The following is a 13,899-nucleotide window of genomic DNA, read 5'->3' on the forward strand; positions in this document are numbered from 1 at the left end:
TTCGGGCTGAGCCTGTCGAAGCCCTTGCCCACACGGCCTGGATGCCCTTCGACAAGCTCAGGGCGAACGGGAATGAACTCAGGGCGAACGGGAAAGGGTTCAGGGCGAGCGGGAAAAGGCTCAGCCCGAACGGGAATGGGCTCAGCCCGAACAGGAACGAGCTCAGGGCGAACGACTTCTGGATTCACAAGCAGGACGACCTGCCTGTGCGCCTTCTCAACGCAGGACGACCTGCACCGGAGATCCTTTCATGTTCAGCAAGGTCCTGATTGCCAACCGCGGCGCCATCGCCTGCCGCATCATCCGCACCCTCAAAACGCTGGGCGTGCAGAGCGTCGCGGTGTACTCCGAGGCCGATGCGCAGGCGCGCCATGTGCGCGAAGCCGACGAGGCCTACCTGCTCGGCCCTGCACCCGCGGCCGAGAGCTACCTGCGCGGCGAGCGCATCCTGCAGATCGCGCGCGACTGCGGCGCGCAGGCCATTCACCCGGGCTACGGCTTTCTGTCGGAGAACCCGGCGTTCGCCGAGTCCTGCGAGGCCGCGGGCATCGCCTTCATCGGCCCCGCGCCCGACCAGATGCGCGCCTTTGGCCTGAAGCACCGCGCACGCGACCTGGCCGAGGTGTGCGGCGTGCCGCTGCTGCCCGGCTCGGGCCTGCTCGGCACCGTGGACGACGCACGCGCCGAAGCCGCCCTGGTGGGCTACCCGGTGATGCTCAAGAGCACCGCAGGTGGCGGCGGCATCGGCATGCGCCTGGTGTGGAACGACGCCGAACTGGCCGACGCGTTCGAGTCGGTGGGCCGCCTGGCGCAAGCCAACTTCAAGGACGCGGGCCTGTTCATCGAGAAGTACGTCGAGCAGGCGCGGCACATCGAGGTGCAGGTGTTTGGCGACGGCGCGGGGGGCGTGATCGCGCTGGGCGAGCGCGACTGCTCGGTGCAGCGGCGCAACCAGAAGGTGATTGAAGAAACGCCCGCGCCCGGCCTCACCGATGCGCAGCGCGCCGAGCTGCACGCCACCGCCGTGCGGCTGGCGCAAGCGGTGAACTACCGCTCGGCCGGCACGGTGGAATTTGTGTACGACGCGGCCAGCGGTGCCTTCTATTTTCTGGAGGTGAACACGCGCCTGCAGGTGGAGCACGGCGTGACCGAACAGGTGTGCGGCGTGGACCTGGTGGCTTGGATGCTGCAGCTGGCCGCGGGCGACCTGCCCCCGCTGCACACGCTGCAGCCCACGCCGCGCGGTGCGTCCATCCAGGTGCGGCTGTACGCCGAAGACCCGGCAAAGAACTTCCAGCCCAGCGCGGGCCTGCTCACCGAAGTGGTGTTTCCCACGGGCGCGCCGCACCAGGCGCGCGTGGACGGCTGGGTGGAGCGCGGCACCGAGGTGCCCGCCTGGTACGACCCGATGCTGGCCAAGCTCATCGTCACGGCCGAGACGCGCGAGCAGGCGCTGGCGCAGATGGAAGACGCGCTGGACGCCACGCGCCTGGCCGGCATCGAGACCAACCTGGGCTACCTGCGCCAGGTGGTGCGCCACCCGGTGTTTCGCGAGGGCCGGCAGGTCACGCGCTTTCTCTCCACCTTCGCCTTCAAGCCGCGCACCATCGACGTGCTGGAGCCCGGCGTGCAGACCTCGGTGCAGGACTGGCCGGGCCGCCAGGGTTACTGGGCCGTGGGCGTGCCGCCCAGCGGCCCCATGGACCCGCACGCCCACCGCATGGCCAACCAGCTGGTGGGCAACGCGGTGGACACCGCCGCGCTGGAGATCACGCTGGCCGGCCCCACGCTGCGCTTCAACGCCGACACGCTGGTGGCCGTCACGGGCGCACCCGCTGCGCTCACGCTCGACGGGCAGGCCGTGCCCATGTGGCAAGCCTTGCCCGTGAAAGCCGGCAGCACGCTCGCGGTGGGGCGCTGCGAGCACGGCGTGCGGCTGGCGCTGGCGGTGGCCGGCGGGCTGGACGTGCCGCTGTACCTGGGCAGCCGCAGCACCTTCACGCTCGGCCAGTTTGGTGGCCACGCGGGCCGCCACCTGCGCACGGGCGACGTGCTGCACATGGCCGACCAGCCGGCGTCGGTGGCCGCGCAGGCGCTGGGCGACAACGTGTTCGTGCCCGAGTACACGCACCACTGGGACATTGCGGTGCTCTATGGCCCGCACGGCGCGCCCGACTTCTTCACGCCCGACGACATCGCCATGTTCTTCGGCACCGACTGGAAGGTGCACCACAACAGCAGTCGCACCGGCGTGCGCCTGATCGGCCCCAAGCCGCAGTGGGCGCGCACCGACGGGGGCGAGGCCGGCCTGCACCCGTCCAACATCCACGACAACGCGTACGCCATCGGCGCCATCGACTTCACCGGCGACATGCCCGTGATCCTCGGGCCCGACGGCCCCAGCCTGGGCGGCTTCGTGTGCCCGGCCGTGGTGCTGCACAAGGAGCTCTGGAAGCTGGGCCAGCTGCGCCCCGGCGACACGGTGCGTTTTCACCGCGCGGAAGGCTCGCCGCCCAGCCCCATCCTCGACGACCGCGCCGCCGAAGGCGAGCGGCCGCGCCGCGTGGTGCGCCAGGCCGGCGACCGCTATGTGCTCGTCGAATTCGGGCCGCTCAAGCTCGACCTGGAGCTGCGCATGCGCGTGCAGGCGCTGCTCGAAGGCCTGAAGCAGCGGCAGCTGCCGGGGGTGATCGACCTCACCCCGGGCATCCGCTCGCTGCAGGTGCACTTCTACCCCGCGCGGCTGCCGCGCGACGAGCTGCTGCGCGTGATCGCCGAGGTGGACGACGCGCTGCCACCGGTGGACGAAATGGTGGTGCCTTCGCGCACCGTGGTGCTGCCCCTGTCGTGGGACGATCCGCAGACGAAGCTGGCCATCGAGAAGTACATGCAGTCGGTGCGCCCGGACGCGCCCTGGTGCCCGAGCAACATCGAGTTCATCCGCCGCATCAATGGCCTGGACTCGGTCGACGACGTGTTCAAGGTGGTCTTCGATGCGCGCTACCTGGTGCTCGGCCTGGGCGACGTGTACCTGGGTGCGCCGGTGGCCACGCCGCTGGACCCGCGCCACCGGCTGGTGACCACCAAGTACAACCCCGCGCGCACCTGGACGCCGGAAAACGCGGTGGGCATTGGCGGCGCCTACCTGTGCGTCTACGGCATGGAAGGCCCGGGCGGCTACCAGTTCGTGGGCCGCACGCTGCAGATGTGGAACCGCTGGCGCCATGGCACGCCGGGCACGCCCTTCGAACAGCCCTGGCTGCTGCGCTTCTTCGACCAGATCCGCTTCGAGCTCGTGAGCGAAGAAGCGTTGAAGGACATCCGCGCGCGCTTTCCGCACGGTGGCCATGCGCTGCGCACGGAAGACGGCAGCTTCAGCCTGAAGGAGTACCGCCGCTTCCTGGCCGACAACGACGCCAGCATCGCCGCCTTCAAGGCCACGCAGCAGGCGGCCTTTGAAGCCGAGCGCGAGCGCTGGGCGGCCGCGGGCCAGATGGACTACGCGAGCGATGCCGATGTGTCGACCGCGGGTGTGGAGGCCGAGATCGACCTGCCCGAAGGCGGCCGCGCGCTGGCCACCAGCGTGCCCGGCAACGTGTGGAAAGTCGCCGTGAACGAAGGCCAGCAGGTGCAGGCCGGCGACGTGCTGCTGGTGATCGAGTCCATGAAGATGGAGTTCAACCTGCTGGCACCCGCCAACGCTACCGTGCACCGCCTGCTGTGCGCCCAGGGGGGCGCCGTCTCGGCCGGCCAGAACGTGCTGGTGCTGATCGACGAAGCCGCCTGACCTTTCATCACAACTACAACGGAGCCTTTGCCATGTCCCTCTCCACCCTGTCTTTCGATCTCGCCAGCCTGCAGGCCGCCTACCGCCGCGGCACCACCGTGCGCGAGGTGGTCGCCGAAGCGCAACGCCGCAGCCGGGCCGACACGCACCACGCCTACATCCACGTGCTCAGCGCCGAAGAACTCGAACCTTTCGTGGCGCGGCTCGACGGCGTCGACCCCGCCAGCCTGCCGCTGTTCGGCGTGCCGTTTGCCATCAAGGACAACATCGATCTGGCCGGCGTGCCCACCACCGCCGGTTGCCCCGAGTTCGCGTTCACGCCGGGCGAGAGCGCATTCGTCGTGCGCCAGCTGCTCGCTGCGGGCGCGGTGCCGGTGGGCAAGACCAACCTCGACCAGTTCGCCACCGGCCTCAACGGCACACGCTCACCCTACGGCGCGTGCCAGAACGCACACAACCCCGCCTTCATCTCCGGTGGCTCCAGCTCGGGTTCGGGTGTGGCCGTGGCACGGGGCTGCGTGAGCTTCGCGCTGGGCACCGACACCGCAGGCTCGGGCCGCGTGCCCGCGTCGTTCAACGGCCTGGTGGGCCTCAAGCCCACGCTGGGCCTGCTCTCGGGCACGGGCGTGCTGCCGGCCTGCCGCTCGGTGGAAACGCCCTCCATCCTCGCGCTCACCGCCGCCGACGCGCAGGCCGTACTGGGTGCGGTGGCGGCGTTCGATGCCACCGATGCCTACAGCCGCCCCGCGCAGCCCCTGGGCGTGGACTTCTCGGCAGGCCCTTTCCGCTTTGGTGTGCCGCGCGCGCAAGACCTGGATTTCTTTGGCAACGACGCCGCTGCCGCGCTGTTTGCCAGCGCCGTGCAGCGCCTGGCATCGCTGGGCGGCACGGCGGTGGAAATCGACCTCACGCCGTTCCTGGAGGCCGCGAAACTGCTCTATGAAGGCCCGTGGGTCACCGAGCGCTACGTGGCCATTCAGGCTTTCATCGACGCGCAACCCGAGGCGGTGTTCCCGCCGGTGCGCACCATCATCGAAGGCGGCCGGCACAAGACGGCGGCCGAGGCGTTTGCCGGCGCGTACCGGCTCAAGGCGCTGCGCCGCGTGTGCGATGCGGTGTGGAACGACGTGGACTGCATGCTCACGCCCACTGCTGGCACCATTTACCGCATCGCCGAGATGCAGGCCGACCCGATCCGGCTGAACTCGCACCTGGGCCGCTACACCAACTTCGTGAACCTGCTGGACCACAGCGCCGTGGCGGTGCCCGCCGGCGTGCTCGCCAGCGGCGACGCTCAGGGCCTGCCATGGGGCGTGACACTGGGCGCACCAGCCCACAAAGACCTGGCGCTGCTGCGCCTGGCGGACCGCTTTCACCGCGCGCTGGGCGGCACGCTGGGCGCCACCGGGGTGGACGTGGCGTCGACCCCCGCCTGCAGCGGCCTGCCCACCGGCGAAGTGGGCACCGCAGGCACGGGCACTGTGCGCGTGGCGGTGTGCGGTGCGCACCTCAGCGGCCTGCCCCTGAACCACCAGCTCACCTCGCGCGGGGCACGCCTGCTGGCCAGCCCGCAGTCCGCGCCCGAATACCGCCTCTACGCCCTGGCTGGCGGGCCGGTGCAGCGCCCGGGCATGGTGCGCGTGGCCGAGGGCGGCGCGGCCATTGCTCTGGAAGTGTGGGAAGTGCCATCGGCCCTGTTCGGCAGCTTCGTGGCGGGCATTCCCGCGCCGCTGGGCATCGGCAAGGTCAAGCTGGCCGATGGCAGCGAGGTGCCAGGCTTCATCTGCGAAGGCATGGGCATCACCGGCGCGACCGACATCACACACTTCGGCGGCTGGCGCGCCTGGCTGGCCGCCGGGGCGCCGCGCTAGACGCCGTACAGGCGAAAAAAAACCAGACCTTACGGTCTGGTTTTTTCATGGGGCGGGTGCCGGCTCAGCGCGGATTGCGGCGGGCCACCGGACGGGCCGGGCCACCTTCGCTGCGGCGCGGGGCGAACTCGCCGCGCATGGCGCCGCGCTCGGCGTTGCCACGGTCGCTGAAGCCACCACGGTCAGCGCCCTTGTCGGTGCGGCCGAAACTGGAGAAGCCACCGGTGGGCTTGGGACCGAAACCCGGGCGGGCCGGTGCGCGGTCGAACGTGCGGCCCGCAGGGCGCGTGTCGTTGCGGTAGCCACCTTCGCCACGGCCTTCGCCACGGTTGTCGAAGCGGCCTTCTTGACGCGGCTGCGGCTCGGCACGGCCTTCGAAGCGCGGGTCAAAGCGCGTTTCGGGGCGGCTGTGGTCCACGCGGGGTGCTTCAAAGCGGCCTTCAGGGCGACCTTCCGGACGGCCCTCAAAACGCGGGCCGCGCGGTGCGGGGCCACGGGCGTTGAAGTTGCTGCGGTCGGCGTAGTTGCGGTCACCACCGAAACGGTCACCACGACCGGCCGGACGGCCGCGGCCACCAAACTCGGGCTGCGGTGCGCGCTGGCGCGGCTCCAGGCCGGGCACGGTCTCCACATTGATGCGCTGGCGCGTGTAAGCCTCGATGTCGCCGATCTTGCGGCGATCGCGCAGCTCGGCAAACGTCACGGCCAGACCGTCGCGGCCCGCGCGGCCCGTGCGGCCGATGCGGTGCGTGTAGTCCTCGGCCTTCATCGGCAGGCCGAAGTTGAAGACGTGGGTGATGGTGGGCACGTCGATGCCGCGCGCAGCCACATCGGTGGCCACCAGGATCTGCACCTGGCCGTTGCGCAGCGCCATCAGGCGGCGGTTGCGCATGCCCTGGTTGAGCGCGCCATGCAGCGCCACGGCGGCAAAGCCGGCTTGCTGCAGGTCGTTGGCCAGGCCATCGCACTCGATCTGCGTGCTGCAGAACACCACGGCCTGGTTGATGGTCGTGTCGCGCAGCCAGTGGTCGAGCAGCTTGCGCTTGTGGTCGGCGTTGTCGGCCCAGAACAGCACCTGCTTGATGTTGGCGTGTTGCTCTTGTGGCGAGTCGATCTGCACCTTCTGGACGTGCTTGCCGTTGTCGTGCATCACGCGCATGGCCAGCTGCTGGATGCGCGGCGCGAAGGTCGCGCTGAACATCATGGTCTGGCGGCGCTGGCTGGTCAGTTCATTGACTTCGGCCAGGTCGTCGGAGAAGCCCAGGTCGAGCATGCGGTCGGCTTCGTCGACCACCAGGAACTGCACCTGATCCAGCTTGAGCTGCTGCGAGCGCTGCAGGTCGAGCAGGCGGCCGGGCGTGGCCACCACGAGGTCGGCGTTCTGCAGACGCGCGATCTGCAGCTGGTAAGGCATGCCGCCCACCACGTTGGCAATGCGCAGGCCACGGCAGTGGCGCACGAGGTCGATTGCGTCGTTGGCCACCTGCTGCGCGAGTTCGCGCGTGGGGCACAGGATCAGCGCGCCGGGCGTGGCGGCCTTGAAGTTGCGCGGGCTGGTCGGGTCCTTGCGCTTGGGCGCCTTGGGCGGCGCTTCGCCACGGGCCAGGGCTTCTGCCACGGCGCGCTCGCGGTCGGCGCGCTCCTGGGCATCGGCCTGGGCGCGCTGTTGCAGCAGCGTGTGCAGCACGGGCAGCAGGAAGGCGGCGGTCTTGCCGCTGCCGGTCTGGCTGGACACCATCAGGTCGGCAAAACGCGCTTCGCCCTCGGCCAGCATGGCCTTGGGAATCACGTTCTTCTGCACGCCGGTGGGCTGCACATAGCCGAGATCGGCACAGGCCTGCACCAGCTCGGGCGCCAGGCCCAGCAGCTCGAAACCGTTGGGGCCGGCAGGCACCACGGGTTCGACGGTCACGGGGGTAGACATGTCTGCGTCGGTATCGGCAGACAGGGTTTCGGGCGAGAAATCGCCGCGGGCTTCAAAAGAGTCGCTCATGTTCGTCCATGCACCATCCGGTGCAATTGATCGAATGCAAACGCTAAAGGGACAGCCGACCTGAAAAGGTGGCAGCTCCGGGGCGTCGAATCCGTTCGTGGTTACAAAACATCAACCATCAAACGATCGACGCGCCATGGGTCACAGGGGAGAACGTGACGCCGGGAGCGAAGGCCCCATCCGCTGCGGCGGTTGAAACGTCTGGGGAGACATTGCAACCACCGGGTGTTCCGGGAGGCCTGGTGTGTGAGGCAGATGCACAAATCATCGCAGTTGCCTGCGAAGCCCGCTATTATGGCACAGATTCAGGGAAAACCCTGAATCTTGTTTCAACGCTCAGTTGAGCACCGCGCGCACCACGTAGAAAAGCACCGCGGCCAGCACAGCGGTGGCGGGCACCGTGACGATCCAGGCGGCCACGATGCGCATGACCACGGACCGCTTCACGATTTCCTTTTTGTACGCCTTCTTGAACGCCTTCTGTTCCTTCTTGGCGAACACCGCGCCCTCGGCCGCCTCGCGCTGCTTGGCGCGGCGCTTCATGTCGGCCAGCATGCGCTTCTTCTCACTCACCTCGGCTGCCTCGAAACGGTTGAGGTATGCCTCAACCTCGTCGCGATCGGCTCCCTGGTGGCCCGTGCGCACAACCGACTCCATCTTGGCGTAGTTCACCTTGAGCAGCTCGCGCAGGAAGCCCACACCAAACACGGCGCCAATGGAAATGTGCGTGGTGGACACCGGCATGCCCAGCTGCGATGCGACGATCACGGTGAGCGTGGCCGACATGGCAATGGCATACGCCCGCATGTTGTCCAGCTCGGTGATTTCCTTGCCCACGGTCTTGATCAGCCGCGCGCCATACAGCGCCAGCCCCACCGCCAGGCCAAGCGCCCCCAGCACCATGATCCACATCGGCGTGCCGGCCTTGGTGGCGATGGCCCCTTCCTTGACCGCTTCGTAAATCGCGGCCAGTGGCCCGATGGCGTTGGCCACGTCGTTCGCCCCGTGGGCAAAGCTCAGCAGCGCGGCCGAGCAGATCAGCGGCCAGGTGAACAGGCGGTTCACACCGCTCTTGCTGTTGTCCTGGCGACGCGCCATGGCGGCAATCGGCTTGCGGATCAGCGCCCACACCACCACGGCCAGCAGGGCGCCCGCCACCAGCGCAACGACAAATCCCACCTTGACCAACTGGCCCAGCCCCTTGAGCAGCATGTACGTGGTGTAGGCCCAGACCATCACGGCAATCAGGATGGGCACCACGCGGCTGGCGGCATCGATCATGTCGCTGCGGTAAGTCACGCTGCGTTTGATGATGTAGAGGAAGGCCGCGGCCATCGCGCCGCCCGCCAGCGGCGAAATCACCCAGCTGATCACGATCTGGCCAATGGTCCCCCAGTTGACGAGGCCCCAGCCCCCGGCCGCAATGCCAGCGCCCATGACGGCACCGATGATGGAGTGCGTGGTGGACACCGGCGCCCCGAGCGCGGTGGCCAGGTTCAGCCAGAGCGCACCGGCCAGCAACGCAGAAAACATGACCCAGGCAAACAGCGCGGGGTCGGTGATCGCGTCGGCGTCGATGATGCCGCCTTTGATGGTGCCCACCACATCGCCACCCGCAACGATGGCGCCCAGCGCCTCGAACAAGGCCGCGATCGCGATGGCCCAACCCATCGTCATGGCCCCCGAGCCGACCGCCGGGCCCATGTTGTTGGCCACGTCGTTGGCGCCGATGTTCATGGCCATGTAGGCCCCCACCGCTGCCGCCACGATCAGCAGCCACACCGCCGACGAGCTCAGCCCCGCTGCGGAAGCCCCCGTGAGCGAGGCATAGACGCCGACCAGCAGGAGGAACAACACGGCGGCGCCCAGCTGGAACACCTCCTGGTGCTTCGAAACGAAGCGCGAGCGGGATTTTTTTGTCATGCGAATCTCATGTGAACGTCACAATTTTGACATGCGGCCAGGCGCCCTTCATCCGGCGCAACGCCCTCCAGGCAAGCCGCAGGTGGCCTGTCTACTCAGCGCAGGAAGTGCGTGCGGTAGTGCTCGAGCTCGTCGATGGACTCGTGCACATCGGCCAGCGCCGTGTGCTTCTGGTGCTTCTTGAAAGACTCATACACCTCGGGGCGCCAGCGCTTGGCAAGCTCCTTGAGCGTGCTCACGTCCAGGCAGCGGTAGTGAAAGTAAGCCTCCAGCTTGGGCATGTACTTCACCAGAAAACGGCGGTCCTGGCTGATGGTGTTGCCGCACATGGGCGAGCCGTTCTTGGGCACGTACTTCCCGATGAACGCCAGGAGCGTGGCCTCGGCCTCCGCTTCGCTAACCGAGCTGGCCTTGACCTTGTCGATCAGCCCGCTGCGACCATGCGTGCCCTTGTTCCAGGCGTCCATGGCGCCCAGCACGGCGTCGCTCTGGTGCACCACGATCACGGGGCCTTCGACGCGCGGCGTGAGCTGAGGGCCGGTGATCACCACGGCAATCTCCAGCAACCGCTCTTTCTCAGGGTCGAGCCCGCTCATCTCGCAGTCGATCCAGACCAGGTTCTGGTCGCTCTTGGTCAGGGTGGGGGTTTCGGCGAGGGTCGCCGGGGCCGTCGCGGCCGCTGGGGTAGCTGAAGTCATGCCCGGGATTCTCGCCGATCCGCCCGCCATGGGCCCGGCCCTACAGCCCGCGCAGAACACCGTCTTCGATAGACTCCACCCCCATGGACACCGCCTCGTTTGCCTTCACCGCCCTCTTCTGCGCCCTGCTGGTCGTGGGCCTGCTGGTTCGCACCGTGCTCGCGAGCCGGCAGATCCGGCATGTGGCGCGACACCGCCACGCGGTGCCCGCCGCGTTCAGCGACACCATTTCAGTGGCCGCCCACCAGAAAGCCGCCGACTACACCATCACCAAGGCACGCTTCGGCATGCTCGAGATCGCACTGGATGCAGCGCTGCTGCTCGGCTGGACACTGCTGGGCGGGCTGGACTGGCTCAACCAGTGGCTGCTGGATGCGCTGGGCGGCGGCATGCTGCAGCAGCTCAGCGTCATGGCGGCCTTCGTGGTCATCGGTGGCGTGCTCACGCTGCCCCTGAGCTGGTATGCCACGTTCCGCATCGAAGAACGCTTTGGCTTCAACAAGATGACGCTCTCGCTGTGGCTGGGCGATCTGCTGAAAGGCTCGCTGGTCGGCGCACTGATCGGACTGCCCATTGCCGCGCTGGTGCTCTGGCTCATGGGCGCAGCCGGCGCCACCTGGTGGCTGTGGGCCTGGGGCGTGTGGATGGCCTTCAACCTGCTCGCGCTGGTGCTCTACCCCACACTCATCGCGCCACTGTTCAACAAGTTCGAACCGCTCTCGGACGAAACCCTCAAGGCGCGTGTGAATGCGCTGATGCAGCGCTGCGGTTTTGCCGCCAAGGGCCTGTTTGTCATGGATGGCAGCAAGCGCAGCGCACACGCCAACGCGTACTTCACCGGCTTTGGCGCCGCCAAGCGCGTGGTGTTTTTCGACACCCTGCTCAAGCAACTGAGCCCGCAGGAAATCGATGCCGTGCTCGCGCATGAGCTGGGTCACTACAAGCGCCGTCACATCCTCAAGCGCATCGTGATGATGTTTGCGCTGAGCCTGGCGGGCTTCGCGCTGCTGGGCTGGGTGTCGAGCCAGGCCTGGTTCTTCAGCGGGCTGGGCGTCAGCCCAGCGATGGACGCACCCAACGATGCGCTGGCCTTGCTGCTCTTCATGATGGTGGTGCCGCTGTTCACGTTTTTCCTCTCCCCCTTGATGGCGCAGCTCTCGCGCCGGCACGAGTTCGAAGCCGATGCCTACGCCGTCGAGCACACCAATGGCCAAGACCTCGCCAGCGCCTTACTCAAGCTGTACAAGGACAACGCCAGCACCCTCACGCCCGACCCGCTGTACGCGCGCTTCTACTATTCCCACCCCCCGGCGAGCGAGCGCCTCTCGCGCCTGCAAGCCGCCTGACCGGCCCAGATGCCATGAACCCGATCCACCTCAACCGACGCGCGCTCTCAGCCACTGAAATCGTCACCCAACTCACCCAGCTCAACGGCGATGCCGCGCAGGGCTGGAAGCTGATCGACGGTGCGCTGGAGAAAACCTACCAGTTCGCCAACTTCCACGAGACGATGGCGTTCGTGAATGCGCTGGCCTGGGTGGCGCACCGCGAAGACCACCACCCCGACCTCGCGCTGGGCTACAGCCGTTGCACTGTGCGCTTCAACACGCACGACGTGAATGGCATTTCGGTGAGTGACTTCCATTGCGCCGGCGCGGTGGACGCGCTGCAGAAGGCCTGATGGCCGATTTGCAACCCGGTCTTGTGGTGGCCGCCCACGGGCGCCACTGCCTGGTCGAAAGCACCGACGGCGAGCGGCGCATCTGCCACCCGCGGGGCAAGAAGAACGCCGTGGTGGTCGGTGACCGCGTGCAGTGGCAGGTCACTGGCGACGAAGGCAGCATCGAACGCGTGGATCCGCGCCACAACCTCTTTTACCGCCAGGACGAGATGCGCACGAAGTCGTTCGCGGCCAACCTCGATCAGGTCCTGGTGCTGGTGGCCGCCGACCCGGAATTCTCGGAAAGCCAATTGGCCAGGGCACTGATTGCGGCACAGGCCGAGCGCATCGACGTGCTCATCGTGCTCAACAAAAGCGACCTCCAACCCGCCTTTGACCGCGCCTGGGCTCGCCTCGGGCCCTATCGCCGCATGGGCTCCACCGTCTTGCCGCTGCGGTTGAATTCGGCGGATGGCACCGAGGCCGGCCTGGACGAACTGCAGCACCGCCTCGCCCACAAAAACACGCTGGTGCTTGGCCCCTCAGGCGTGGGCAAGAGCACGCTGGTCAACCGACTGGTGCCCGAAGCGCGCGCGCAAACCGGTGAGATCTCCCGGGCGCTCAACTCCGGCAAGCACACCACCACCAGCACCACGTGGTACTGGACCGATACCACGCGCCAGACCGCGCTGATCGACTCACCCGGGTTTCAGGAATTCGGACTGAACCACATCGAGCCCATGCAGCTCGCCCACCTGATGCCCGACCTGAACGCCACGCTCGGGAACTGCCGCTTTTACAACTGCACCCACCTGCACGAACCGGGTTGCGCGGTGGTGGCGCATGTGCAGCAGGGCGAGCCTGATCAGGCGTCGACAGATGCGCTGGCCATCAGCGAGAACCGCTACCGCCTCTATCGCGAGTTGTTCGCCGAACTCTCCGACAAACGCCGCTACTGAGCGGCCGTTGCTGAGGCGTCCGCTTTAGAGGCCTGCCAGCGTCAGCAGCGCGAGCAGCAGCATCCACAGCACCACGGCGCGCCACACCAGGCCGACCACACTGCTCAGGTGCGCCAGCTGCGGATCGGGGCGAGCGCCGGGATCGCCTTCTTCAATGGATGCCAGCGCATCGGTCGACTGCGGCGTCAGGCGCACGTTGATCGCGCCCGAGGTCGCCGCCAGCACCACACCGTCGCTTCCAGGGGCGAAGCGCTCGGCGTCACCTCGCCAGCTCGCCACGGCTTCCTCGAAGTTGCCCACCACGGCAAAGCCCAGCGCGGTCAGCCGTGCGGGCACGTGGTCCACCCAGCGCCACCCTGCTTCAGCGGCATGCTGCAAGGCCAGACTGGGCGTGCCATCGGGTCGCGCGCGCCAGTTGCGCGAGAGGTACTCCGCCAGGCGATAGAACACCGCGCCTGAGGGGCCCAGGCCAATGGCCCAGAACACCACAAAGCACACCAGCACCCCAAATACGTGGCGATGTGCAGCCAGCACCGAATGCTCGATGACCTGCCGCAACAACTCGGTGCGCGGCAGGCTGGAGGCATCCACGCGCAACCAGCGCGCGAGCTTCTCGCGCGCAAGTGCGTCGTCGCCCACGTCCAGCGCCTGGCGGATTTCGCTGAAGTGGTGACTGAACTGGCGAAAGCCCAGCGTGACGTAAAGAATCGCCACCGTCCATGCAAATGCGAGCACCGAGCTGAATTGCCACAGACCCCAGTACACCAGGCCAGAAACAGCCGCAGGAACACCGACCGCCAGCACCCAGGCCACCCAACCGTGGGACGACTGGCCAGCATCCAGGTTGCGGCGCACCGTGCGTGCCCAGCTGCGCAGGCCGGCGTGCACAGGGTTGTCAAAGGCCAGTGGGCGCGCCTGCTCGATCAACAAGGCAATCAGGATGGCGAAGAAACTCATGCCGCCATCATAGTGGCGCGCTTTGCAGCGCCTGCGAGGAGCGTGAGACCG

The 13,899-nt window shown here is 67.8% G+C and carries 10 protein-coding genes; 6 read left to right on the forward strand and 4 right to left on the reverse strand.

Annotated elements, in window-relative coordinates; all coding sequences use genetic code 11:
• From KXJ60_RS07015 to atzF, 3 genes are all read left to right on the forward strand, one after another.
• A partial coding sequence (locus KXJ60_RS07015; RefSeq protein WP_291125635.1) for a hypothetical protein occupies positions 1-269 on the forward strand: 269 nt, incomplete at its 5' end.
• On the forward strand, positions 251-3,787 hold the full coding sequence (locus tag KXJ60_RS07020) for a 5-oxoprolinase/urea amidolyase family protein (protein WP_291125638.1): 3,537 nt from the start codon (positions 251-253) through the stop codon (positions 3,785-3,787). The genes KXJ60_RS07015 and KXJ60_RS07020, both read left to right, overlap by 19 nt.
• Positions 3,788-3,819: 32 nt before the next feature.
• Positions 3,820-5,658 carry an allophanate hydrolase gene (atzF, locus tag KXJ60_RS07025; protein ID WP_291125640.1) on the forward strand — a complete coding sequence of 613 codons (1,839 nt, stop codon included), beginning with the start codon at positions 3,820-3,822 and terminating at the stop codon, positions 5,656-5,658.
• A 64-nt stretch (positions 5,659-5,722) separates the two neighbouring features.
• Here the strand turns inward: atzF and KXJ60_RS07030 are convergent, their stop codons facing one another.
• The 3 genes from KXJ60_RS07030 to orn all read right to left on the reverse strand — a co-directional run bounded on the left by KXJ60_RS07030 (position 5,723) and on the right by orn (position 10,272).
• Complete coding sequence (locus tag KXJ60_RS07030; protein ID WP_291125642.1) at positions 5,723-7,651, reverse strand: DEAD/DEAH box helicase; 1,929 nt, start codon at positions 7,649-7,651, stop codon at positions 5,723-5,725.
• A 336-nt stretch (positions 7,652-7,987) separates the two neighbouring features.
• Positions 7,988-9,574: an inorganic phosphate transporter gene (locus KXJ60_RS07035; RefSeq protein ID WP_291125644.1), complete on the reverse strand. Its 1,587-nt coding sequence runs from the start codon at positions 9,572-9,574 to the stop codon at positions 7,988-7,990.
• Between the two features lie 95 nt (positions 9,575-9,669).
• Positions 9,670-10,272, reverse strand: coding sequence for an oligoribonuclease (gene orn, locus KXJ60_RS07040; protein WP_291125646.1), 603 nt, complete (start codon positions 10,270-10,272; stop codon positions 9,670-9,672).
• 83 nt (positions 10,273-10,355) lie between these two features.
• On the opposite strand from orn, the gene KXJ60_RS07045 reads away from it, so the two are divergent.
• Genes KXJ60_RS07045 through rsgA form a run of 3 tightly spaced genes read left to right on the forward strand, consistent with a single transcriptional unit; the run spans position 10,356 to position 12,891 of the window.
• Positions 10,356-11,618 carry a M48 family metallopeptidase gene (locus KXJ60_RS07045; protein ID WP_291125648.1) on the forward strand — a complete coding sequence of 421 codons (1,263 nt, stop codon included), beginning with the start codon at positions 10,356-10,358 and terminating at the stop codon, positions 11,616-11,618.
• Between the two features lie 14 nt (positions 11,619-11,632).
• Positions 11,633-11,953 (forward strand): 4a-hydroxytetrahydrobiopterin dehydratase, encoded by a 321-nt coding sequence (locus tag KXJ60_RS07050; RefSeq protein ID WP_291125651.1) that lies wholly within the window; start codon positions 11,633-11,635, stop codon positions 11,951-11,953.
• On the forward strand, positions 11,953-12,891 hold the full coding sequence (gene rsgA, locus KXJ60_RS07055) for a ribosome small subunit-dependent GTPase A (protein WP_291125654.1): 939 nt from the start codon (positions 11,953-11,955) through the stop codon (positions 12,889-12,891). The genes KXJ60_RS07050 and rsgA overlap by 1 nt, the downstream gene beginning before the upstream one ends.
• Positions 12,892-12,915: 24 nt before the next feature.
• On the opposite strand, the gene KXJ60_RS07060 is transcribed toward rsgA, so the two are convergent.
• The gene (locus KXJ60_RS07060; protein WP_291125657.1) at positions 12,916-13,848 is read right to left on the reverse strand and encodes a CobD/CbiB family protein; all 933 of its coding nucleotides are present in this window, start codon (positions 13,846-13,848) and stop codon (positions 12,916-12,918) included.
• Between the last annotated feature and the right edge of the window lie 51 nt (positions 13,849-13,899).

This window comes from Hydrogenophaga sp. (assembly GCF_019264445.1).
Lineage (GTDB): Bacteria > Pseudomonadota > Gammaproteobacteria > Burkholderiales > Burkholderiaceae_C > Hydrogenophaga.

What these genes read in the sequence shown, in the direction of transcription:
- KXJ60_RS07020 (WP_291125638.1), top strand. Translation starts at nt 251, where the DNA reads ATGTTCAGCAAGGTCCTGATTGCCAACCGCGGCGCCATCGCCTGCCGC.
- atzF (WP_291125640.1), top strand. Translation starts at nt 3,820, where the DNA reads ATGTCCCTCTCCACCCTGTCTTTCGATCTCGCCAGCCTGCAGGCCGCC.
- KXJ60_RS07030 (WP_291125642.1), bottom strand. Translation starts at nt 7,651, where the DNA reads ATGAGCGACTCTTTTGAAGCCCGCGGCGATTTCTCGCCCGAAACCCTG.
- KXJ60_RS07035 (WP_291125644.1), bottom strand. Translation starts at nt 9,574, where the DNA reads ATGACAAAAAAATCCCGCTCGCGCTTCGTTTCGAAGCACCAGGAGGTG.
- orn (WP_291125646.1), bottom strand. Translation starts at nt 10,272, where the DNA reads ATGACTTCAGCTACCCCAGCGGCCGCGACGGCCCCGGCGACCCTCGCC.
- KXJ60_RS07045 (WP_291125648.1), top strand. Translation starts at nt 10,356, where the DNA reads ATGGACACCGCCTCGTTTGCCTTCACCGCCCTCTTCTGCGCCCTGCTG.
- KXJ60_RS07050 (WP_291125651.1), top strand. Translation starts at nt 11,633, where the DNA reads ATGAACCCGATCCACCTCAACCGACGCGCGCTCTCAGCCACTGAAATC.
- rsgA (WP_291125654.1), top strand. Translation starts at nt 11,953, where the DNA reads ATGGCCGATTTGCAACCCGGTCTTGTGGTGGCCGCCCACGGGCGCCAC.
- KXJ60_RS07060 (WP_291125657.1), bottom strand. Translation starts at nt 13,848, where the DNA reads ATGAGTTTCTTCGCCATCCTGATTGCCTTGTTGATCGAGCAGGCGCGC.